The sequence below is a fragment of the Terrirhizobium terrae genome (assembly GCF_030323265.1).
Taxonomy (GTDB): Bacteria; Pseudomonadota; Alphaproteobacteria; order Rhizobiales; family Rhizobiaceae; genus Neorhizobium.
Map to the genome: position 1 here is coordinate 205,348 of NZ_CP104992.1, position 21,911 is coordinate 227,258.

Here is a 21,911-nt window from a genome sequence, read left to right on the forward strand (position 1 = left end):
CTTTCGTTCCTTGGGGAACTCAGGCAGGCCGATGATGTTCCGAAATCAACTTTTCAGATCGAGATCGCCGTCGCGCCAGACGACATGACGGGGCGAGGTCGGCAGCGCCTCGATCTCGTCGGCGATGAAGTAAGGCGGGATATCGAGCGCCTTCAGCGCCTCGGTCGTCGCCGGCACCCATTTGAACTCGAGTTCGTGGGTATCGACGACGCGATGCACGATATCGGCCGAATGAAAGGAAAACTCTCCGGCAGTTCCATACGATAATAAAAGCCGAGCTCGTGCCAGTCCTTCTCCTCATAGTGGAAGAAGTTTTCCACCACCCAGAGAAGCGGACCGACCTTTGCTGTGACGCCAAGCTCTTCGACCATTTCGCGCGCAAGGGTCTCTTCCGAAGTCTCTCCCATCTCCGCGCGACCGCCCGGGAAAGTCCAGAAAGTCTCGTGGATGGCCCTATGGACGAGCACATGCCCATCACGGAACGCCAGACCCGCAATACGCATCTGGAAGATGCGCTTCGGCTTGAACTTCATGCGCAGGCGCAGATCCTGCACCTTGTCCTTCTTACTCATCTTCCAAACTCATCCTGAACTGCGCCGCTTCCATATCCTTGGGTGGCTGCAGCCCAAGATGCTTCCAGGCGATCGCGGTCAGCACGCGTCCGCGCGGCGTGCGCTGGATAAAGCCCTGCTGGATCATGTAGGGCTCGATGATGTCCTCGATCGCATCACGCGGCTCCGACAGGCCGGCCGCAATCGTCTCAATTCCGACCGGACCGCCGGCAAAATTCACCGCGATCATATTGAGATAGCGCTTGTCGAGCTGGTCGAAGCCTGCATGGTCGACATTGAGACGAACAAGCGCCTCATCGGCGATCTCCTTGGTTACCGCTTCCGCTCGCGCCACCTCGGCAAAATCGCGCACACGACGCAGCAGGCGGCCCGCGATACGCGGTGTCCCACGCGCGCGGCGGGCGATCTCGCGGGCACCGTCATCGGTCATATTCAGCCCCATCAGCCGCGCCCCGCGACGCACGATGCCCTCCAGCTCTTCCACCGTGTAGAAGGAAAGACGGACGGGAATGCCGAAGCGGTCACGCAGAGGCGTGGTCAGAAGCCCGATGCGGGTGGTGGCAGCGACGAGCGTGAACTTCGACAGGTCGATCTTCACCGAACGCGCCGCAGGCCCTCGCCGATGATGAGGTCGAGCTGAAAATCCTCCATCGCCGGGTAGAGAATTTCCTCCACCGCCGGATTGAGACGGTGGATTTCGTCGATGAAGAGAACATCGCGCTCTTCCAGATTGGTCAGCAGCGCCGCCAGATCACCGGCCTTGGCGATCACCGGGCCTGAGGTCGAGCGAAAATTGACGCCGAGTTCCTTCGCCATGATCTGCGCCAGCGTCGTCTTGCCGAGCCCCGGAGGGCCGACGAACAGGACGTGATCAAGCGCCTCGCCGCGGTTTTTTGCAGCCTCGATGAAGATCTTGAGGTTTGCGCGCGCCTCGGCCTGGCCGGTAAACTCGTCCAGCGACTGCGGGCGCAGCGCCGTATCAAGATCTTCGCCCCGCTTTTCCGGCGAGATGAGGCGGGTATCATCGGTCATGCGAGAAGTTCCATTCCGGGCACGCGCGTCGCGGCCTGCTTGTCGAAAGTCATGATGCGGGCACAGCCCACACGTTGCGCACCCCAAGCGATCAGATAGTCCGCTAGATGCGCTTTCGGGCCCGCATCACTCAAAAGCGCGTCGAGTTCTTCCGTGTATTCGAAGACCAAGCCGTCTGTGGCAAGCAGGTTCTGGAGCAGCTCTGTGATCACCGTCATAGGATACCTGAGGCGCCGGTTGAGAATCCATACCGTTTCCGCGACGACAACCGCACTGACATAAGCGGGAGCCTCCGCAGTTCGTTCGCTGAGGAACCGGCGAGCGGCGAGATTCTGGCTTGGTTCGTCATCCACGAGAAAGCGCACCAGTATGTTTGTGTCTATACCGATCACCCGTTGTTCTCCGACCATTCGTGCATGATGCGGGCATCGTCTTCCGCAACGGCCTGTCCAATAGCATCGTCCATGTCTTCGATACTCAGGCTCTCTCCCGTGGGAGGCCTGCCAAGAATGCCGGCGAAATCCATGAGCTTCTTGTTTTTAGGAATAGCGACGACCTGTCCGTTGCGAGCAGACACATAGAAGCGCGTCCCAGGCTCAAGGTTGAGTGCGTCGCGAACTTCGCTAGGGATCGTAATTTGTCCCTTGGAGGTCATGGTCGTGAAGGCACCCATTTCTTACCTCGTGCAAATTTTCTTACATCAAAGGTATCAGCATTTCGCTCGATCACCAATTCTTACCGCGCTAACTCCTTCAGCCCGAACCGGATCAGCTTCGCGCTATCCGCCCCCTCCCCCGCCGTCTTCATCGCCGCAGCGACGGCATTGGCAGCTTGGTCGCGCGAGTAACCAAGATTAGTCAGCGCCGAGACGGCATCGGCCACCGGCGCCGATGCAACACCCTCGCCGATCTCCTGCTTGAGGCCAATATTGGCCGAAGCCTCGCCCGCGAAAGCCGGCGCCTTGTTCTTCAACTCGGTGACGATACGCACCGCGACCTTCGGGCCGACCCCGGCGCGCGCGACACCGCCGTCTTGTCCTGCAGCGCGATCGCATTGGCGAGTTCGCCCGGCGTCAGTGTCGAAAGCACCGCGAGCGCCACCTTGGACCCGACCCCCTGCACGCTTTGCAACAGGCCGAACCATTCGCGCTCGAGCGCCGAAACGAAGCCGAACAGTTTCAACTGGTCTTCGCGCACATAGGTTTCGATGAACAGGATCGCCGCCTCACCGACATTGAGGCGCGACAGGGTACGCGAAGAGCAGAATGCCTCGTAGCAGACGCCATGCACGTCGACGAGAACATGGTCGTCACCGATCTCGTCGATAGTGCCTTTGAGCTTGCCGATCATGAAATGGGTCCGCCGCTTAGGATGAGAGAGGATGGGTTTCGGGAGAGATGAGTTCAAGTGACGGGAAGTATAACCGGTAGCGCGCCGGATCTCGCGTGAGCAGCCTGTGCGAGCGTACCGAAGCATGCGCGCCGATCAGGAAATCCGGCAAAGTGCGTTCGCGCAGACCGCCCGCACGGCGATAGGAAAAATGCGCCTTTCCGGCGTGATGCGCAGCCTCGTAAGACAGGGGCTCACGCTTGAGGTTAAGCCAGCCGAACGCTTCCACGATTTCCTGTTCGGACAGCGATGAGGCCGCGAGTTCAGACCATATGACCGGGTTGAGCACCAGCTCGCCCTCGCCATGACATAACTCGAGCGCAGCGAGTGACCACGATCTGAAAGATGTAGCAGGGCCAAGCACGTCGATCAGAACATTCGTATCAACCACGGTCGAGGTCATCGCGAGGGCCTCTCAGCCATTCCATATACTCATCCGTCGTCATGCCCATCGTGTCGAAGGTACCTTTGACGCTTTCGGCCCATTCCTTGAAGTCTTTGAAGTCGTTCTTGCGCGTGCTCTTTACCAACATCACGCCGTCATCGGAGACATGAAAATCCACCTCCGAACCAGGACCGATATTCAGCCTGTCGCGGACATTCTTCGGGATCGTAACCTGACCTTTTTCGGTGACGCGCATGGTAATACCTCTGCGGTATTACCTATCCAGCGAAACAGAACAAGTCAAGAACAAAGATCGTGGACGCTTAACCCACCAGCGCTTGCCGCATGCGATTGCCGCCACGATTATGTGCATGGCAGATGGCGATGGCGAGAGCGTCAGCAGCGTCGTTGCCCTTGAATTCCGCCTTCGGCATCAGGATTTTCAGCATCATGTGTATCTGCTGCTTCTCGCCGTGCCCGACACCGATGACCGATTTCTTCACCGCGTTCGGCGCATATTCCGAAACAGGCAGCCCTGCTCGCGCCGGCACCAGCATGACGACGCCGCGTGCCTGACCAAGCTTCAGTGTCGCCACCGCATCCTTGTTGACAAAGGTCTGCTCGACCGCCGCCTCGTCCGGCTTGTAGGCATGTACCACTTCGGCCAGACCGTCATGCAGCTGGCACAGACGTGACGCCAGATCCATGTCGCCGTCGGATGTCACCGTGCCCGACGCCACGAATCGCAGGGAATTGCCGAGCGTCTCGATGACGCCCCAGCCGGTCCTTCTCAGGCCCGGGTCGATGCCGATGATTCGAATAGTCGCTGCCATGGCTCACCTTATCGTCGCCCGTCATCAAGTGCCATCGAAATATGAACAAAACAGAAACGCGCGCCGTACTTAACCTTTGGCTAACTAAAAGCTGATTGCTTTTGGATCATGATGCAACGCGAGGTTATCCTGCGCGTTAACCGACCGCTCGAATGATACGAGAGGAGATAGGCGATGTCCGAACGCCGTGAGTTGTTTCTTCGGCTGTGGCCTCTTCTGGCGCTGCAGAACGGATTGCTGGCCGCGTTGATGCTGAACCTGTCTCCGGGATTATCCGCGGCCATGATGGCCGCGTTGGCGGCGGGCGTCATCGTTTTACCGGTGGCGATGGCCATGATGGCCGCCCGCCTCGCCAGCCCCTCCTCCAGCCTCTCCAGAAATCAATCGCATCCACGACTGCACCGATCCGCAAAGACCCCGTTGCAGAAATAGAAAAGCCTTCGATTGCTCTAGTAACCGCTCGTGCCGACGTCGTCGAACTCCGGTCGGAGAGGCTTGACGAGTCGCTTGCCGGCACGCTTGAGGCCGAAGATAAACAGTTCGCGATGAACATGTTCGACGCCGGTTTGAGACGGCTGGCCTCCGCTGATCTCTCGGCGCGACTGGATACCCCTCTGCCCGAAGAGTTCGAAGGCATGCGCGGCGACTTCAATCGTGCCATGCGGCTCTTGGATGATAGCCTCGCTGCGATTTCAAGGTCGGCAAGCCGCCTGCACGGAGAATGCACCGCCGCACGATTCCAGCGCGACCATCAGCGGACGACGGCGGTGGACGAGACGCCAATCCTGGCTAGGGCAGGTGACGACCTCAGAAATACATCCTCGGCAATGCGCAGCCGGGCGACCGGCCTTCAGCAGGTTTCGGCCATGGCCGGCGACGCGGCAGCACGCCTGGAGCGTCAGGGCGCTGCCGCCGCAAAGGCAGGCACGGCACTGACCAGCGTGGCAGGCAGCAGCGGCCGGATTGGCTCGGCAGCGTCCAACATGCGCGATATCGCCTTTCGCACCAACATGCTGTCGGTCAACGCCAGCGTTGCTGCTGCAAACGGCTCGGCACCGGATGACGTCTTGAAGACCTTCGCCATGGAGTTGCGCGAACTGGCGGAAAATGCCGCGACGGTCGCCAAGGAAGCTTCGGTCCTCGAGCGAGACTTGAGTATCTCGGCTGCTGAAGCCCGTTCCTCAATCGATCAGCTTGTTCGCGAGGGCGATGGGGTCTCCTCCGAGCTTGAAACAATGGCAAGCCGGATCAGCTCGATCTCCGACACGTTCGAAAGCTCGGCCGAAATGATGGATCGCACAGGCGCGGTTCTCGAAGAGCTGGTGAAATCGAATGTTGAGCGCTCGTCTTCTGATCATGAATGGGATGACATGCTCGATCGCATGACCCATGAGCTCGCGATGATCAATCAGCATTGCGGACGCTTCATGAAGGTTACGGTCATGCAGGATAATCCGCCGCCCCAGGACCGGCCACCAAGGTCGCGCAGTCATCTGAGGCTGATCAAGACGTGATGGAAGGGTGCCTCGGCACCCTTTTCTCATGGCAGACGCAAGCGAGGGGTCGCATCCCGCAAGCAGGGTTCCTAGATAGAGGCATATCCTGTTCAATTCCTTTCAAGGTAGCCCCATGATCCCGTTCTCGATACTCGATCTTTCGCCGATCGGCGAAGGATATTCCGTACGTGACGCCCTCGACCAGTCGCAGAAAATGGCCGTGAAAGCCGAGGAACAGGGATATAACCGTGTGTGGCTGGCGGAACATCACGGCATGCCGGGTATTGCCAGCGCCGCGACCGCTATCGTGATCGCCCATGTCGGCGCAGCGACGAAGAAGATCCGTGTCGGCTCCGGCGGCGTCATGCTGCCCAATCATTCGCCGCTCGTCATCGCCGAACAGTTCGGCACGCTGGAAGCGCTGTTGCCCGGCCGCGTCGACCTCGGCCTCGGCCGCGCTCCCGGCACCGACATGCGCACCGCCAGTGCGCTTCGCCGCAACATGGATGCCGGCGCGGAGAACTTCCCCCACGACATCGTCGAACTCAAGCATCTGCTCGGCACGCCGATCGAAAACCAGGCGGTGATCGCCGTTCCGGGCACCGAGGCAAACGTGCCGCTCTGGCTGCTCGGCTCGAGCCTCTACAGCGCCCATCTCGCGGCCGCACTCGGCATGCCCTATGCCTTCGCCTCGCATTTTGCGCCCGACATGCTGATGGATGCGATCGCCATCTATCGCGAGCGCTTCCAGCCCTCCCCGAGCTTGAAAAGCCCTATGTCATGGTCGGTGTCATGGGTGTCGCGGCCGATACGGACGAGGAAGCCGAAAAGCTGTTCACCTCCTCCCAGCAGCAGTTTGTCAACCTGCGCAAGAATGTCCGTTCCCGCTTCCCGAAGCCGGTCGACAGCATGGAAGGCTTCTGGACGCCGATGGAGAAGATGAGCGTCGAGCACACATTGCGCTATGCCGCGGTCGGCTCCGTTCCGACCATCGAGGCCCAGCTGAAGGACTTCCTCGAAGAGACGCAGGCTGACGAACTGATCATCTCCATGCCGATCCACGATATCGACAAGCGCCTCCGCTCCGTCGAACTCTTCGCCAACCTTCCAATGATGAAGAAGGTTTGAGGCAGAAACGAAAACGGGCCGGCAAGACCGGCCCGTTCGCTATTCTGCATGGGATGAAGATCAGGCCGAGAGCTTGGCCATGACTTCTTCCGACACTTCGAAGTTCGAGTAGACGTTCTGCACGTCGTCATCGTCTTCCAGGTTGTCGATGAGCTTCATCAGCGACTGGGCCTTTTCCTCGTCCACTTCGATCGTGTTCTGGGGCTTCCAGATCGCCTTGACGGTTTCCGCTTCGCCGAGCACGGCTTCCAGCGCCTTGGACACTTCGTTCATGTCCTCGAAGCCGCAATAGATCGTGTGGCCGTCTTCATCCGAGACGACGTCTTCGGCACCCGCTTCGATCGCCGCTTCCATGACCTTGTCGGCGTCGCCGACTTCAGGCTTGTAGGTGATCTCGCCGACGTGGTCGAAGAGAAGGAAACCGAGCCGGTTTCGCCCAGCGCGCCGCCGGCCTTGGAGAAGATCGAACGGACATTGGAGGCCGTACGGTTGCGGTTGTCGGTCAGCGCCTCGACGATGACGGCGGTGCCGCCCGGGCCGTAGCCTTCGTAACGAACAGCGTCATAGGTCTCGGCGTCTGCACCCGAGGCCTTCTTGATCGCGCGGTCGATATTGTCCTTCGGCATCGACTGCGCCTTGGCGTTCTGCACGGCAAGGCGAAGGGCGGCGTTCATCGTCGGGTCAGGCAGACCGGTCTTGGCGGCAACCGTGATTTCACGCGCGAGCTTGGAGAACAGCTTGGAACGGATGCCGTCCTGCTTGCCCTTGCGGTGCATGATATTCTTGAACTGTGAATGGCCAGCCATGGCACCCCTGATATCTTGGTCTGTTTGGGAATGGCGCCTTATAGTTTCGAAGAAGCGCGCGTTCAAGGCATTTCAACCAACCTTGTGACCGGAAACCCTTTTGGGAAAGGAACAAAGCTTCGCATCCTGTCGTTTGTCACTTGAGGAAAACAACACGGAGACATGCGACAATGGCCAGCCTGACGGAAGCCCGCGAAGCACCGGAGCGCCAGCTCTGGGACGAGATCACCGCCGTGCACGCCGGCATGCTCGGACTGGAAGGCAGCCATATGCATTTCCAGCCGATGGCGCCTAACCTCGACCGCGAGACGAATACGATCTGGTTCTTCACCAGAACTGATACCGATCTCGTGCGCGCCATCCGGGCCGGCAGCCGCGCGCATTTCTGCGTCGTCGGCAAGAACCACGATTACCACGCCTGCCTTTCGGGCATTCTCGAAATCCGCCCCGATCGAGCGAAGATCGACGAATACTGGAGCGCGGTGACCGCAGCCTGGTTCGAGCATGGCAAGGAAGATCCGGCGCTCACCATGATCGCGTTGCGCGTCGAAGATGCCGAGATCTGGGCATCGACAGACAGCTCGCTGAAATTCGGCTGGGAAATCGCCAAGGCCAACTGGAAGGATGAGAAGATGCCGGATGTCGGCGTCAAGCAGCACTTGACCTTCCCTGCCTACCACTAAACGAAAGAATGCCGCGGGACCTCACAGGCCCTGCGGCACCATGATCGTCGGCTTCTTCGGCAGAGACCGCATCGAAACCTTCAGCGTCCGTTCCTTCGCATAGGCGATATCGAATTTCCCATCGAACATGCTCAGAAACGTGTCGAGCGGTGGCCCGAACCGGTGCATCGGCAGGATCAGCGAAGAACGCAGCCGCTGCACCACCCGGCTCATGCTGTCGGCCCCCATCGTGAGCCCGCCATCGACCGGCACCATCAGGATGTCGAGCCGACCTATCTCCGTATACTGTGGCTCATTGAGCTCGAAATGCAGATGGCCGAGATGGCCAATGCAGAGGCCAGCGACCTCGAAGATGAAGATCGAATTGCCGTTCTCCTCGATCCCGCCGCCCCAGTTGCGTATATCCGACACGACGTTGCGGATATAGACGTCGCCGATCATCTCCTGGTGCTTTGCCTTCTCGCCCGGCACGTCGCTCCAGCCGTGCAGGACATGCTTGATCTCCTGCGGCGGGCTGAGCGTGTAATGGGTGGAATGCGCCCTGTTCATCGTCACGACGTCGGGCATGCGATCGGGCTGGTAGGCGCCGCTATAATCCGTGGCGATGCCGATGCGTCCAGGCGTCTCGATGAAATAGGTCGAGTGCCCGACGAAGGTGATCTTCACCTCTTCCCTGTCGGCAAGGGATAATTGCGTTTTGCCCTGAACCAGCTGCAGATCCGATGGCTTGAAGCTGGCGAACTGCACATCGGGCAAGTTCCGGGACGGTAGGTTTTGCGCAATCGCCTGACATTGGCTGACCGGCAGGCCATCCTGGGCGAAGACTGAAAAGGTGGAAAGTAGAAGACCAGAAAGACCGAATGCGAGAGTTCGCAGCATCATGCCACACCCCGTGAACTGCGTTCATGCTCATTCCGGGAAGAAAGATGCGGGAACCTCTGCCAACCGTCCAGCGACGATTGCGAGGCAAAGCCTCACGATTCCGTCATTGCGGCTGGCGGCAAACGAAGGGAAGGAAAGTGCTCGCGGTGCCGAAATTCATCGCCGCGATGGTCAGCTTGTTGGCAAGCGCAATGTCCGCCGGAGCCGAGGAACAGATATCCGCGCCATTCGAACAACCGGCTGCGATGAACGCTTCATTCCCGCGAATGAACGCCTCGGTAACGCCAGTATCGCGCGACGACGCAAGAAGCTCTCGCCAGGCCTCGGCATAGAAAGCGCACTTTCTTTCCGGCCACGTCTTGCGCTCCACATCCGTTCCCTGCTGTGCCCAAGCGAGGCCAGCCGACGCCGTCAACATCGTCGCCATCGCGATCAGCCGTAGGGTACGGGACATGCACTTACCGCCAGAAGCTCGGAATATTCTGGGCAAGCCGCGGTCCGATGCGGATCGGCTCGATCTTTTCCGCCAGCCCCGTCGCGTCGGAAATCTCGATGCCGAGACCGCAGATCGTCGCCGGGCCGGATGCCGCCTCGAAACGGCCCTTCGGCATTTTCGAGATGAAGCGGTTGAGCGGTTCTTCCTTGTCCATGCCGAGCGAGGAATCATAGTCGCCGCACATCCCCGCATCCGACATATAGCCCGTGCCGCCATTCAGGATCTGGCAGTCGGCCGTCGGCACATGCGTATGGGTACCGACGACGAGGCTTGCACGCCCGTCGACGAAGTGGCCGAAACACTGCTTCTCGCTGGTCGCTTCCGCATGAAAATCGAAGACGATCGCGTCAGCCTGATCCTTCAGCGGTGCGGCTTCAAGAATGGCCTCCGCGGACTTGAAGGGATCGTCGAGTTCCGGGTGCATGAACACCCGGCCCATGATGTTGGCGACGAGCACGCGCGCACCGTTGCGGGCGTAGTAGAGGCCGGAGCCCTTGCCCGGCGTGCCGGCAGGATAATTGGCAGGCCGCAGGAACTGGTCGTGGCGGCCGGCGAAACCGACGGCTTCCTTCTGGTCCCACACATGGTTGCCGGTCGTCACCACGTCAGCGCCGGCATTGATCGTCTCAAGATAGATGTCTTCCGTAATACCGAAGCCGCCCGCAGCGTTCTCGCCGTTGACGATGACGAAGTCGAGCTTCAGGTCCGAAATCAGACCCGGCAGCTTTTCCCATACGGCGGTGCGACCGGACTTGCCGACCATGTCACCCAAAAACAGAAGACGCATTTCAATCCAATCTACGGAGACTGTTCTCCGAAAGGCCTCAAGCCGCTCTCGGTCAGTACGGCGTCGAGCCTGATATCGTGAGGTTCTTCCGGCACTGATGCCACTTCCTGGCAGTCGAATGCAATGCCGATGAGCCTCGGGTTCAGGCCTTTTTGCTGCAAACGGTGAATCGCCCGGTCATAATACCCCCCGCCATAGCCGATCCTGTGCCCGCGGGCATCGAAGGCGGCAAGCGGCACAAGCATGATAACAGGATCGAGCTGAGCCGCATCCGGCCCCGGTCCGACCGTACCGAACACGCCACCGACTAGTTCCACATCCGGCAGGAACTCGCGAAAAACGATCGTCTCCTTGTCGAGCACCACGGGCACGCAAAGCCGCGCCCCCTGTCTCCCAACAATTCCATCAGCGGGCGAACATCCACCTCGGAGCGGATCGGCAGAAAACCGGAAACGACAGGAGCGCCATCGAAATCGATGGCGCCCATGCCATGGGAAGCAAGCGACAGGCTTTTTTCGATCCGCTCGGCGGCAGCAAGAGCGTCCCTTGCCGCCAGCCGCTCGGTTCTAAGTCTTGCCTTGTCGCCAAGAACCGGCATCGGCGCCTCAGGCCTTTTCCGTGGCCCGGGTCACGAGCAGCTTGTCGATCCGTCGGCCGTCGAGATCGATGACCTCGAATTTCCAGCCATGGGTGACGAAGCTCTCGCCGAGTTCCGGCAGATGCTTCAACTCGTCGAGCACGAAGCCGGCAACGGTCTCGTAGCCCGGATCCTCTTCGATCGGCAGGCCCATCTGCGCACCGAATTCGTCGACCGGCATCCAGCCCGCGATCAGGAACGAACCGTCATCACGCGCGACGATCGGAGGCTCTTCCTGCTCGTCTTCCTGGAAGACACCGGTGATCGCCTCGAGCACGTCGCCCGACGTGATGATGCCTTCGAAATGACCGTATTCGTCATAAACGAGAACCATATGGGCCGGCGCCTTGCGCAGTGCCTGGATGACGTCGAGCGCGCCTGTCAGGTCGGAGACGACCGGTGCTTCGCGCATCGCGGCAGCCATGTCGAACACCTTGCCACCGGCCATGAAGTCATAGGCGTCCTTGACGAACAGCACGCCGAGAATTTCGTCCGAAGAGCCCTTGCGCACCGGCAGGCGTGAGCGTGTGGTTGCACGCAACTGGGCGCGGATCTCATCCGGGTCATCTTCGGTGTCGATAACCTCGACGTCGCGGCGCGGCGTCATCAGGCCGCGCGCGGTGCGGTCTGCAAGGCGCATGACGCCCGAAATCATTTCGGATTCACCCGTCTCGATCACGCCGGCGCTCTGGGCTTCGGCGAGAACGGTACGGATTTCCTCATCCGTCACCTTGTCCTCGGACTCGCCCTTTTGGCCGAGCAGCGAGAGAACGAAACGACCGGAAATATCGAGGAACCAGACGATCGGCGCACCGATAAGTGCAACAAGCTTCATGGTCGGCGCCACGCGTGCTGCCACGGCCTCGGGAGCGCGCAGCGCGATCTGCTTGGGGACGAGCTCGCCGATGATCAGCGACATATAGGTAATGACGACGACGACACCGCCGACGCCGAGCCAGTCGGCAGCGTTTTCTGGAAGTCCCTGCGCCTCGAGCCAGCCGGTCAGGCGTGTACCGAGCGTTGCTCCAGAAAAGGCGCCCGAGAGGACGCCGACGAGGGTGATGCCGATCTGTACGGAGGAGAGGAAACGGCCTGGGTCTTCAGCGAGCTTGATTGCGGTGGCGGCTCCGCGATTGCCCTGCTCTGCCATGACTCTCAACCGGACGGGACGGGACGAGACGACGGCAAGCTCCGACATTGCCAGGACACCATTGAGGACGGTGAGCGCAATGACGATGAAAATTTCGGTTAACAAAAGGTGCTCTTAGGCTGGGACAATATCCTGTGCGCAGTAACGGCATCCGCATGATCGGCGGCCGTTGGAATAGATGATCTCGCGCACAGTTCGGAAAACCGGAAAACGGTTCTCGGAACTATGCACCTCATGAACAGCAGAAATCATAGGGTCGCGACACGCGTATTGCAATGGTCGACGCAATCACCGGCGCACTGGCGCAGGCAGTCACGCAACCGAAAGCTCGATAGCCATCTCTGCGCGCGTGCCTTTGGGCCGCTCTATATAGTGGATAGCAGACCCGAGCGTCGATGCCATGGACTTGACGATGCGGCTGCCGAGCCCGGTGCCTTTTACCGTATCGCCTTCCTTCCAGCCCACGCCATCATCTTCGACCGCAAGCAGCGCCCTGCCATCCGGTTGACGTGAAAGAAGCACCCGCACCTCGCCCTGGGTTCCTTGCGGATAGGCATATTTGAGAGCGTTGGTCAGCAGTTCGGTGACAATCATCCCGACGGAGACGGCACGATCGGAGGTCAGCGAAACGCAATCCGCGTCGAGACGAATAATCGGCCCCTGCTTGTCCGGCACTGTGCCCTGCAATTCGTTGACGAGCGTGCCGAGATACTTGTCCATCTCCACCTGCCGCACGTCGTCGGACGTGTAGAGGCTGCGATGCATGCCGGCGATTGCGGCGATGCGCGCCTGCGTTTCCGAAAGCGCTTCCTTCACCTCGTCGCTCTTGCTGCTGCCCATCTGCAGGCGGATCATCGCGGCGACCAGCGCAAGGCTGTTGGCAACGCGATGGTTGACTTCCGCAAGCAGAACTTCCGCCCGTTCCTTGCCGATGCGGATTTCCTGGTCGGCCCGTTCCTTGGCGCGGCGCAGGTCAGCGGTGGTTATCGCCTGGCTGATGGCGCTTTCCATCAGCGGCCAGAACTCGTCTCCGACGGTCTTGATCACATAATCGGCGGCACCGTTCTTCAACGCATCGATGGCGATCGTCGCGTCGCTGGAGCCGGTGACGTAGATGACCGGAGCGGTCGACCCTTGCTCCTGCAACTTGTGAAAGATGTCCAGGCCGGTTTCCGCGCGGAGGTAATGATCGAGAACGATCGCATCGACCCCGCCGCGACCGGCCGCCTCCATGGCGGCGGCGCCGTCGACGGCAGTGATTACATTGTAGCCGGCACGACCGAGATGGCGTTCCGCGAGACGGGCCAGGGCGACGTCGTCGTCAACATAGAGGATCGTTCGCGGCATCTCTCTTCAATCATTGTCCGGGTATTTGCATCACCGAGAAGAACAGCCCGAGCTGTCGAATGGCGTTTGCGAAATTATCGTAGTCTACAGGCTTTGTAATATAAACATTTGCGCCGAGGTCATAGCAGCGCTGAATCTCCCGCTCATCGTCCGTCGTTGTGAGGATCACTACGGGCAGCCGTTTAGCATGCGGGTTGGACTTCACCTTCTCCAATATGTCAATACCCGACATATCGGGCAGGTTGAGATCAAGCAAGATCAGCAGGTAGCGGTCGTGGTTTACATTGCCCGAACGATCGGCGCCGAGAATATAGTCGAGAGCCTCGTTGCCGTTGGTGAAAGGCACGATATCGTTGTTGACGCCGGCGCGGCGAACATTCTTCTCGATGAGACGGGCATGCCCTTCGTCATCCTCCACCATCACGATGGTGACTTCCTTGCCTGCAGCTTTCATGACCCGTTACTCCTGACATACTGGGACAAATCCATGGGCAGACGGATGATGAATGTCGATCCGCCGCCTAGCGTGGACGTCACAGTAATTTCGCCCCTAAATTTCTGACTAACGATCGAACGTGGGCAAGACCAATCCCTTCACCCTTCTGGTTCTGCACGCCGGAACGGCGGAAGAGTTCAAAGACGCGCTCATGATCCTCCGGCGCGATGCCGCGCCCGTTGTCGGACACCTCGATCTTGATCGCTCCCCGGCCCATCGGCAGCGCCATGACGGAAAGATTGAGCGGCCGATTGGGATCACGGTACTTGATGGCATTATCGAACAGGTTGCCGAAGATCTGCTCCAGCGAGAAGCGGTCGGTTACAAGCCCGCGTGCCGCCGCGACCGAGATCGAAACCTCGCCGCCTGCATCGTTCACCTGATGGTAGACGCTGGCCGCGGTCGCCTCGAGCATCTCGCCAAGGTCGATACGCTCCGGCTTCAGTTCGCGCCGCCCGTCTCGGGAAATCTTCAGGATCGCGTTGATCAGTGCATCCATCTTCTTGGTCGACGAGCGGATAAAGCCAATCGCCTCCGGCAGGTCTTCCTCGACGGCGAGCCGCGCGTCGCGTACCTGATCCTCCGTGATCTCCGCACCGTCGGCCATCACGTAAGTGCGGATCGTTTTCAGCGTCGCATCCAGCTCGCTTGTGAAACCCATGATGTTGACGAGCGGCGCCCTCAGATCGTGGGAGACGATATAGGCATAGCGCTGGATCTCCCGATTGGCCTGCATCAGGTCTTCTGTACGCTCGTTGACGCGTTCCTCGAGCCCTTGGTTGAGCTCTTCGACCTCGCGCCGTGCGCTCGAAAGCTCCCGGACATGCTGGCCCACCACGGCGATCGCGCCGCCGATGACGACGATGATCATCAGGCCGCCGCCTATGGTGAAATATTGGAGCGTTGCGGCGCTGCCGCGGATCTCGTCGATACCCGAGATCAGATGACCGTCAAGCTCCTGCACGAGATTACCGATGACCTCGCGAAGCCGCTGCATCACCACGAAACCCTGCTCGTTGCGCACGATTGCAACCGCGTCCTCAACCCTGCCCTGACTGGCAAGGTTCAGCGTCGACTGCATCTCCGTGACCTTTTCCGCAATGAGGCTGCGGATGTCGTCGAGCGGAACCTTCACCGTGTCCTGGTTCCCAGCGACCCGCTCCAGCCTGTCGACCTGCGCCGGCAGCGCCCCGATCGCCTTCTGGTACGGATCGAGAAAGGCAGCGTTCTGCACCAGAAGATAACCACGCTGCCCGGATTCTGCTCCATTCAGCATCAGCAGAAGATCCGCGGCGACCGAGCGGACTGCCCTGAGTTTCGTCACCTCATCGAAATAGCTGCGCGTCATCTGCGCCAGGAAAAACGATGACATGACGATGGCGAGCAGCAGCGCTGCGCCGATGAGCAGCATCATCAGCGACGAGCGGGCAAACTTGGCATTGGTGAAAGGCATGAAAGGGTATCGCCGTTTGAGAGTATCGGCAACAAGTCGGCGGCAAAGCCAGCCATGTCAAGCCACCGGCCAAGATAACCGGGCCATAACGGCATTTGCGATGAGGTGAAGAGTGCGATCCGCGGCGACCGATGGAGGTTTACGATCCTGGGTGCCTACAAACGTAGGTGGGCGCCATATGTCCAAGCCCACGGGCCTGGTCAGGGACAGCTCCCTTTGGATCGAGTATGGCCCCAGGGATTGTGGTTCCTGTCGAGAAGCGCAGATCGCTTCGGCAATATAGGTTCGAAGCTGCAGCGGCGCCAGTGGGCCATCGACGTTTTTTGGCGAGCCGTCAGTTGGCCTCTGCCGACGGGCGGGCATTGAGTTTTGCAGCCAGCCCGGCAATCCGCTCGGTCAGTTCGCCGATCGTCGCCGCCAGCATTTCCTCGTTGCGCGACTGCGTCTCGAGCGAGCCGTCGCGATTGGACTTGAGCGCCTCGATGTCCTTTTCGAGCGCCGTCACCTTGCGGGTCATCTCGGACAGTTCGTCCATGATCATGATGCCGGCCATGACCGTGATTCTCAGATCGCCGATCTCTCCGAACTGGCTCTTCAGATGGCCGACATAGCGATCCAGCCTTGCCGCAAGTTCGGTCAGGTGATCTTCCTGACCTTCCTCGCAGGCCATGCGATAGGCCTTGCCGTCGATCGTGACTGAAATTTGCGCCATCCGCCTGCCCCTATCGATCGAGCACGGCGCGTATGGTTTCCATCGCCGTCACGAGCCTGCGCGAAACCTCGCGATTGACTTCTTCGAGCCGGTTCGCCCGGAACTGCGACTGGTCGAGCTCCTGCGCCAGACGGGCACGATCGGCGTGCACGCGCTTCACTTCGGCTTCGACATCGCGGCTGTCGCGCTGCCGTTCGATGCGCGCATCGACGGCATTCTCCAGGCTGCCGATCGCAGCCCGGAGTTCCGAAAGCGCCATCTCGACCGATTTTTCTGCCGGCATCCACCTATCCCGTTGAGAAAGCGAGCCCGGCCGAATCGAAACATGCCGCCTCGCTAACAAGAGCGGCAGACTATTCACCGCTTGAAAGCCGGTCAATAAATGACAGCCGGTCGGCATCATCGAACTGTGGATCACGCTCGCCGCACCCTACTTGAACGTTCCTGCCCAAATGACAGGCAACTTGCGGCAAACACGATCATAATCCCGCCGCACTGTCCCACTTTTGTTGACTTGCCCGTTCCACCTGATAAGGATCAGGCGCCTCCTTATTGGGCCCATTATCGGGCCTCTGACCGACACTCGGACACAGTGGATTAGCCATGACTTCTCGCGAACAAAACGACCGGATGGCAAATGCGATCCGTTTCCTTTCCATGGATGCCGTCGAAAAGGCGAACTCCGGCCACCCGGGCATGCCGATGGGCATGGCGGACGTGGCAACGGTCCTGTTTTCCAAATACCTGAAATTCGACCCGACGAAGCCCCATTGGCCGGACCGTGACCGTTTCGTCCTGTCGGCCGGCCACGGCTCGATGCTGCTCTACTCGCTGCTCTATCTGACGGGCTACGAGGACATGACGGTCGAAGACCTGAAGGGCTTCCGCCAGCTCGGCTCCAAGACCGCCGGCCACCCGGAATACGGTCATGCCACCGGCATCGAGACCACCACCGGCCCGCTCGGCCAGGGCATTGCCAATGCCGTCGGCATGGCGATCGCCGAACGCAAGCTGCGCGACGAATTCGGCGCCGACCTGCAGGATCACTATACCTACGTCATCAACGGCGACGGCTGCCTGATGGAAGGCATCAGCCATGAGGCGATCGCGCTTGCCGGCCACCTCAAGCTCAACAAGCTGATCCTCTTCTGGGACAACAACTCGATCACCATCGATGGTGCGGTCTCGCTGTCGGATTCGACCGACCAGATCATGCGCTTCAAGGCCGTTCACTGGAACACGATCGAGATCGACGGCCACGATCAGGCCGCGATCGCTGACGCGATCGAACAGGCCCACAAGTCCGACAAGCCGACCTTCATCGCCTGCAAGACGACGATCGGCTTCGGCGCTCCGAACAAGGCCGGCAGCCACAAGGTTCACGGCTCTCCGCTCGGTGCCGAAGAAATCGCCGCCACCCGCAAGGCGCTGAACTGGGAATACGAACCCTTCGTCATCCCGAACGACGTTCTGTCCGACTGGCGCGCCGCCGGCACCCGCTCGGCCGATGCCGTCAAGGCCTGGGAAGGTCGCCTGGCAGCCTCCGAGAAGAAGGCCGAGTTCGACCGCCGCTTCGCTGGCGATCTGCCGAAGGGCTTCGATGCCGCAATCAGCGACCTCAAGAAGAAGATCGTTGAGACCAAGCCGACGGTTGCCACCCGCAAGGCTTCCGAGGACGTGCTCGAAGTCATCAACGGCATCCTGCCCGAAACGCTGGGCGGCTCGGCTGACCTGACGCCGTCGAACAACACCAAGACCAGCCAGATGCATTCGATCACGCCGACGGATTTCGCCGGCCGCTACATGCACTGGGGCATTCGCGAACACGGCATGGCGTCCGCCATGAACGGCATCTCGCTGCATGGCGGCCTGATCCCTTACGGCGGCGGCTTCATGATCTTCTCGGATTATTGCCGTCCTCCGATCCGCCTCGCCTCGCTGATGGGCATCCGCCTCGTCCACGTCCTGACGCATGATCTCGATCGGCGTCGGCGAAGACGGCCCGACCCACCAGCCGGTCGAGCAGATGGCATCGCTGCGCGCTATCCCGAACCTGATGATGTTCCGCCCGGCGGACGTCACGGAAACGGCGGAAGCCTGGCAGATCGCTCTGCAGACCAAGGACCGCCCGTCGGGCCTCGCTCTGACCCGCCAGAACCTGACGACCGTCCGCACCGAGTATTCGGAAGAGAACCTCGTCACCAAGGGCGCCTACACGCTCGCCGGCAATGCCGATGCCAAGGTGACGATCTTCGCTTCGGGTTCCGAAGTCGAACTCGCCGTCGCTGCGCGCAAGACGCTTGAGGAAAAGGGTGTTTCCACCCGCGTCGTTTCGGTGCCCTGCACCGAACTGTTCTTCGAACAGCCGGATGCCTACCGCAAGGAAGTCATCGGCAACTCGCCGGTCAAGATCGCCGTCGAAGCCGCCGTTCGTGAAGGCTGGGATGCCTTCATCGGTCCGGAAGGCACCTTCGTCGGCATGAAGAGCTTCGGCGCTTCCGGCCCGGCCAAGGACGTATTCAAGCACTTCGGCATCACGGCGGAAGCCGTCGTCGCCGCTGCTGAAGCAAAGCTTTAACGGGGCCGGCGCCGTCCTTCGCGGGCGGCGCCACCACGTCTGATAACGTAAGCCCGTATTCAGGGAGAGGACTCTATGACTGTAAAGGTTGCCATCAACGGCTTCGGCCGCATCGGCCGCAACGTTCTGCGTGCCATCGTCGAATCCGGCCGCACTGACATCGAAGTCGTTGCCATCAACGATCTCGGCCCGGTTGAAACCAACGCCCACCTGCTGCGCTATGACAGCATCCACGGCAAGTTCCCGGCCGACGTGAAGGTCGATGGCGACACGATCACCGTTGCCGGCGGCAAGCCGATTAAGGTCACAGCAGTCCGCGATCCGGCCCAGCTGCCGCACGGCGAACTCGGCGTCGACATCGCGCTGGAATGCACCGGCATCTTCACCGCCCGCGACAAGGCTGCTGCCCATCTGACGGCCGGCGCCAAGCGCGTCATCGTCTCGGCTCCGGCCGACGGCGCCGATCTGACCGTCGTCTTCGGCGTCAACCACGACCAGCTGACCAAGGACCATCTGGTCATCTCAAACGCATCCTGCACGACCAACTGCCTCGTGCCGGTCGTCAAGGTTCTGGACGACGCCGTCGGCATCGACCACGGTTTCATGACCACGATCCATTCCTATACAGGTGACCAGCCGACGCTCGACACCATGCACAAGGACCTGTACCGCGCCCGCGCAGCAGCCCTGTCCATGATCCCGACCTCGACCGGCGCCGCCAAGGCCGTCGGCCTCGTCATGCCGCACCTCAAGGGCAAGCTCGACGGCACCTCGATCCGCGTTCCGACCCCGAACGTCTCTGTCGTCGACTTCAACTTCGTCGCCAAGAAAAACACCGCGGTCGCCGAGATCAACGACGCCATCAAGGCCGCCTCGGATGGCAAGCTGAAGGGCATCCTCGGCTACACGGAAGAGCCGCTCGTCTCCCGCGACTTCAACCACGACAGCCATTCTTCGATCTTCGCGATCGACCAGACCAAGGTCATGGAAGGCAACTTCGTCCGCGTGCTCTCCTGGTACGACAACGAGTGGGGCTTCTCCAACCGCATGGCCGACACGTCGGTTGCACTGGCCAAGCTGATCTGAGGCTCACGGCGGAAACGCCGGACGATAGTAAAATGAAGCCCTCTCCTTCGGCGAAGGAGAGGGCTTTTCTTTGTTTTTCGGGGGAAGCCTGATCTTCACCGATTCTTTGTACGCGGTGGCGCCGATCGACGCCATTCCGATCGCGCAGAATATAAATCGGTTTAAATCACTCTGCTGAAAGCAACCGCAGAATTTTAGGATAAAAACCCTTCAAAATACTGGGAATGCTGAGGCTTACCAGTTGATGCAGCGCACAAAACCGTCGTAGAGGGCGAACCTGCACGGCTCAACCTGAGCTCGCATAACAACGCGTTTTGTCAAGGCATAACCCGCCGACCGCCTCCCACGGTCCGGCGTTGGAGGAGTATAGATTTGCCGCAATTCGAACAGACCCTGGGCGCCGGTGCGCTCATTTCCATCGCCGTCGGCGCCGTCGCGCTGCTGCTGCTTCTCATCATCCAGTTTCGTGTCCATGCTTTCGTGGCGCTCATCCTCGTCAGCTTCCTGACGGCGCTTGTCACCGGCATTCCGGCGGCAAACGTGCTGAGCACACTGACGTCGGCCTTCGGCTCGACCCTCGGTGGCGTGGTATTGCTCGTCGCCCTCGGCGCGATGCTCGGCCGTCTGCTGGAAATTTCCGGTGGCGCGCAAGCGCTAGCCGACGACCTTGTTCGGCGTTTCGGTGAAAAGCGTGCGCCGCTGGCGCTCGGCATCGCATCGCTGTTCTTCGGCTTCCCGATCTTCTTCGATGCGGGCCTCGTCGTCATGCTTCCGGTCGTCTTCACCGTCGCGCGTCGCCTCGGCGGCAGCCTTCTTCTTTACGGCATTCCGGTCGCGACCGCATTCTCCTGCATGCACGTCTTCGTGCCTCCGCATCCGGGTCCGGTCGCGGCTGCCGAGCTGCTCGGCGCCGATGTCGGCCTGCTTGTGATTGCCGGCCTGATTGTCGCCATCCCGACCTGGATTCTTGCAGGCCATTTCTTCGGCAACTGGATCGGCAAACGCATTGACCTGCCGGTGCCGAACACCGCTGAGGCAGAAAAGGCCGAAGAAGCAGGCATCACCCCGCCAAAGCCCGGCCTTGTCGTCGCATTGCTGCTTCTGCCGCTGCTGCTCATCTTCATCAACACCGGTCTCGACTTTGCCCGTGCCCAGGAATGGGTGAGCAAGGATGCTGCTTGGTTCCAACTCGCTCGTACCGTCGGCTCTACCCCGATCGCGCTCCTCATCTCGGTTCTCGTCGCCGGCTACGTGCTGGGTCCGAGAAGCGGCCGCAGCGCATTCAAGGTCGAGCGCATCCTAGAGTCCTCTCTGGGGCCGGTCTGCTCGGTTATGCTGATCACCGGCGCCGGCGGCATGTTCGGCGGCGTCCTACGCGCATCCGGCATCGGTGACGCCCTGTCGAGCGCAATGGCAGACATCGGCATGCCGGTCTTCGTCGCAGGCTTCCTGATCGCAACCGCGCTACGTGTCGCCCAGGGCTCCGCCACCGTGGCCCTGATCACGGCAGCCGGTCTCGTCCAGCCTGCGATCCAGGCAGGCGGCTATAGCGGCTTCGAACTGTCGGCAATCGTCATCGCGCTGGCCTCCGGCTCGGTCATGCTGTCGCATGTCAACGATTCCGGCTTCTGGCTGGTCGGTCGCTTCTTCAACATGGATGTGAAGACGACGTTCAAGACCTGGACTGCGATGCAGACGCTGATGGGCGTGATTGGCTTTACACTGGCCGGCATCATGTTCTCGCTGGCATAAGTACTCGAAATCCCCCGGACGCGCCTTCCTACCGAAGGTGCGTCCGGGTTTTCCCTGATGTCCGTCGCAGGCGTTACACAGACCATTAGGCAATGCGCTGCCGAACGCCGACGGACCAACGAATTAGTACGTCTTTTTTCAGCCCTGCCCTTCTCTTGCCGGATTCGATCACGCCTAATCATCGTGACGTAACGATCTCGCTCCGGCTCGGC

At 60.5% G+C, this 21,911-nt stretch carries 19 protein-coding genes, 1 other RNA gene and 7 pseudogenes; 7 read left to right on the plus strand and 20 right to left on the minus strand.

What is annotated here, in order from left to right; all coding sequences use genetic code 11:
* Positions 1-45: 45 nt before the first annotated feature.
* The 8 genes and pseudogenes from N7E02_RS09050 to ruvC form a co-directional block, all read right to left on the minus strand.
* A pseudogene (locus tag N7E02_RS09050) lies at positions 46-533 on the minus strand (NUDIX hydrolase).
* Positions 534-564: 31 nt separating this feature from the next.
* A pseudogene (gene ruvB / locus N7E02_RS09055) lies at positions 565-1,604 on the minus strand (Holliday junction branch migration DNA helicase RuvB).
* A complete protein-coding gene (locus N7E02_RS09060; RefSeq protein ID WP_286581525.1) occupies positions 1,601-1,996 on the minus strand; it encodes a type II toxin-antitoxin system VapC family toxin in 396 nt (131 codons plus the stop codon). Before N7E02_RS09060 ends, ruvB begins: the two are co-directional and overlap by 4 nt.
* Positions 1,993-2,277 (minus strand): AbrB/MazE/SpoVT family DNA-binding domain-containing protein, encoded by a 285-nt coding sequence (locus N7E02_RS09065; protein WP_286581526.1) that lies wholly within the window; start codon positions 2,275-2,277, stop codon positions 1,993-1,995. Before N7E02_RS09065 ends, N7E02_RS09060 begins: the two co-directional genes overlap by 4 nt.
* Positions 2,278-2,339: 62 nt before the next feature.
* Positions 2,340-2,953 (minus strand): annotated as a pseudogene (gene ruvA, locus N7E02_RS09070) (Holliday junction branch migration protein RuvA).
* A 16-nt stretch (positions 2,954-2,969) separates the two neighbouring features.
* On the minus strand, positions 2,970-3,395 hold the full coding sequence (locus N7E02_RS09075) for a type II toxin-antitoxin system VapC family toxin (RefSeq protein WP_286581528.1): 426 nt from the start codon (positions 3,393-3,395) through the stop codon (positions 2,970-2,972).
* Complete coding sequence (locus N7E02_RS09080) at positions 3,376-3,633, minus strand: AbrB/MazE/SpoVT family DNA-binding domain-containing protein (protein WP_286581529.1); 258 nt, start codon at positions 3,631-3,633, stop codon at positions 3,376-3,378. The genes N7E02_RS09075 and N7E02_RS09080 overlap by 20 nt, the downstream gene beginning before the upstream one ends.
* A gap of 67 nt (positions 3,634-3,700) precedes the next feature.
* Positions 3,701-4,210, minus strand: coding sequence for a crossover junction endodeoxyribonuclease RuvC (ruvC, locus tag N7E02_RS09085; protein ID WP_286581531.1), 510 nt, complete (start codon positions 4,208-4,210; stop codon positions 3,701-3,703).
* Between the two features lie 174 nt (positions 4,211-4,384).
* Between ruvC and N7E02_RS09090 the strand changes: the two genes are divergently transcribed.
* From N7E02_RS09090 to N7E02_RS09100, 3 genes and pseudogenes are all read left to right on the plus strand, one after another.
* Positions 4,385-4,642, plus strand: coding sequence for a hypothetical protein (locus tag N7E02_RS09090; RefSeq protein ID WP_286581534.1), 258 nt, complete (start codon positions 4,385-4,387; stop codon positions 4,640-4,642).
* A 113-nt stretch (positions 4,643-4,755) separates the two neighbouring features.
* Positions 4,756-5,724 carry a methyl-accepting chemotaxis protein gene (locus N7E02_RS09095; protein ID WP_286581535.1) on the plus strand — a complete coding sequence of 323 codons (969 nt, stop codon included), beginning with the start codon at positions 4,756-4,758 and terminating at the stop codon, positions 5,722-5,724.
* Positions 5,725-5,839: 115 nt separating this feature from the next.
* Positions 5,840-6,834, plus strand: a pseudogene (locus N7E02_RS09100) (LLM class flavin-dependent oxidoreductase).
* A 60-nt stretch (positions 6,835-6,894) separates the two neighbouring features.
* On the opposite strand, the pseudogene N7E02_RS09105 reads toward N7E02_RS09100, so the two are convergent.
* Positions 6,895-7,640, minus strand: a pseudogene (locus N7E02_RS09105) (YebC/PmpR family DNA-binding transcriptional regulator).
* 170 nt (positions 7,641-7,810) lie between these two features.
* Between N7E02_RS09105 and N7E02_RS09110 the strand changes: the two are divergent.
* Complete coding sequence (locus N7E02_RS09110) at positions 7,811-8,323, plus strand: pyridoxamine 5'-phosphate oxidase family protein (RefSeq protein WP_286581537.1); 513 nt, start codon at positions 7,811-7,813, stop codon at positions 8,321-8,323.
* Positions 8,324-8,344: 21 nt separating this feature from the next.
* Here N7E02_RS09110 and N7E02_RS09115 read toward each other — a convergent pair whose 3' ends face one another.
* The 11 genes and pseudogenes from N7E02_RS09115 to N7E02_RS09165 all read right to left on the minus strand — a co-directional run bounded on the left by N7E02_RS09115 (position 8,345) and on the right by N7E02_RS09165 (position 16,566).
* On the minus strand, positions 8,345-9,205 hold the full coding sequence (locus N7E02_RS09115) for an MBL fold metallo-hydrolase (RefSeq protein ID WP_286581538.1): 861 nt from the start codon (positions 9,203-9,205) through the stop codon (positions 8,345-8,347).
* Positions 9,206-9,308: 103 nt separating this feature from the next.
* A complete protein-coding gene (locus tag N7E02_RS09120; protein ID WP_286581540.1) occupies positions 9,309-9,575 on the minus strand; it encodes a hypothetical protein in 267 nt (88 codons plus the stop codon).
* A gap of 88 nt (positions 9,576-9,663) precedes the next feature.
* Positions 9,664-10,488: a TIGR00282 family metallophosphoesterase gene (locus N7E02_RS09125; protein ID WP_286581541.1), complete on the minus strand. Its 825-nt coding sequence runs from the start codon at positions 10,486-10,488 to the stop codon at positions 9,664-9,666.
* A gap of 11 nt (positions 10,489-10,499) precedes the next feature.
* Positions 10,500-11,086 (minus strand): annotated as a pseudogene (locus N7E02_RS09130) (5-formyltetrahydrofolate cyclo-ligase).
* Between the two features lie 7 nt (positions 11,087-11,093).
* On the minus strand, positions 11,094-12,323 hold the full coding sequence (locus tag N7E02_RS09135; protein WP_286584112.1) for a hemolysin family protein: 1,230 nt from the start codon (positions 12,321-12,323) through the stop codon (positions 11,094-11,096).
* A 264-nt stretch (positions 12,324-12,587) separates the two neighbouring features.
* The gene (locus tag N7E02_RS09140; protein WP_286581543.1) at positions 12,588-13,622 is read right to left on the minus strand and encodes a sensor histidine kinase; all 1,035 of its coding nucleotides are present in this window, start codon (positions 13,620-13,622) and stop codon (positions 12,588-12,590) included.
* Positions 13,623-13,632: 10 nt separating this feature from the next.
* On the minus strand, positions 13,633-14,076 hold the full coding sequence (locus tag N7E02_RS09145; RefSeq protein WP_093001692.1) for a response regulator: 444 nt from the start codon (positions 14,074-14,076) through the stop codon (positions 13,633-13,635).
* Between the two features lie 79 nt (positions 14,077-14,155).
* Positions 14,156-15,571, minus strand: a complete 1,416-nt coding sequence (locus tag N7E02_RS09150; RefSeq protein ID WP_353622867.1) for a sensor histidine kinase — start codon at positions 15,569-15,571, stop codon at positions 14,156-14,158.
* A 112-nt stretch (positions 15,572-15,683) separates the two neighbouring features.
* Positions 15,684-15,842, minus strand: a non-coding RNA gene (ssrS, locus tag N7E02_RS09155) — 6S RNA.
* A 63-nt stretch (positions 15,843-15,905) separates the two neighbouring features.
* Positions 15,906-16,283, minus strand: a complete 378-nt coding sequence (locus tag N7E02_RS09160) for a cell division protein ZapA (protein WP_286581545.1) — start codon at positions 16,281-16,283, stop codon at positions 15,906-15,908.
* A gap of 10 nt (positions 16,284-16,293) precedes the next feature.
* Positions 16,294-16,566: a DUF4164 domain-containing protein gene (locus tag N7E02_RS09165; RefSeq protein ID WP_286581546.1), complete on the minus strand. Its 273-nt coding sequence runs from the start codon at positions 16,564-16,566 to the stop codon at positions 16,294-16,296.
* A 320-nt stretch (positions 16,567-16,886) separates the two neighbouring features.
* Here N7E02_RS09165 and tkt point away from each other — a divergent pair.
* From tkt to N7E02_RS09180, 3 genes and pseudogenes are all read left to right on the plus strand, one after another.
* Positions 16,887-18,861 (plus strand): annotated as a pseudogene (gene tkt / locus N7E02_RS09170) (transketolase).
* Between the two features lie 75 nt (positions 18,862-18,936).
* Positions 18,937-19,947, plus strand: a complete 1,011-nt coding sequence (gap, locus tag N7E02_RS09175; RefSeq protein ID WP_286581548.1) for a type I glyceraldehyde-3-phosphate dehydrogenase — start codon at positions 18,937-18,939, stop codon at positions 19,945-19,947.
* Between the two features lie 372 nt (positions 19,948-20,319).
* Positions 20,320-21,699 carry a GntP family permease gene (locus tag N7E02_RS09180; protein ID WP_286581550.1) on the plus strand — a complete coding sequence of 460 codons (1,380 nt, stop codon included), beginning with the start codon at positions 20,320-20,322 and terminating at the stop codon, positions 21,697-21,699.
* Positions 21,700-21,911 lie beyond the last annotated feature (212 nt).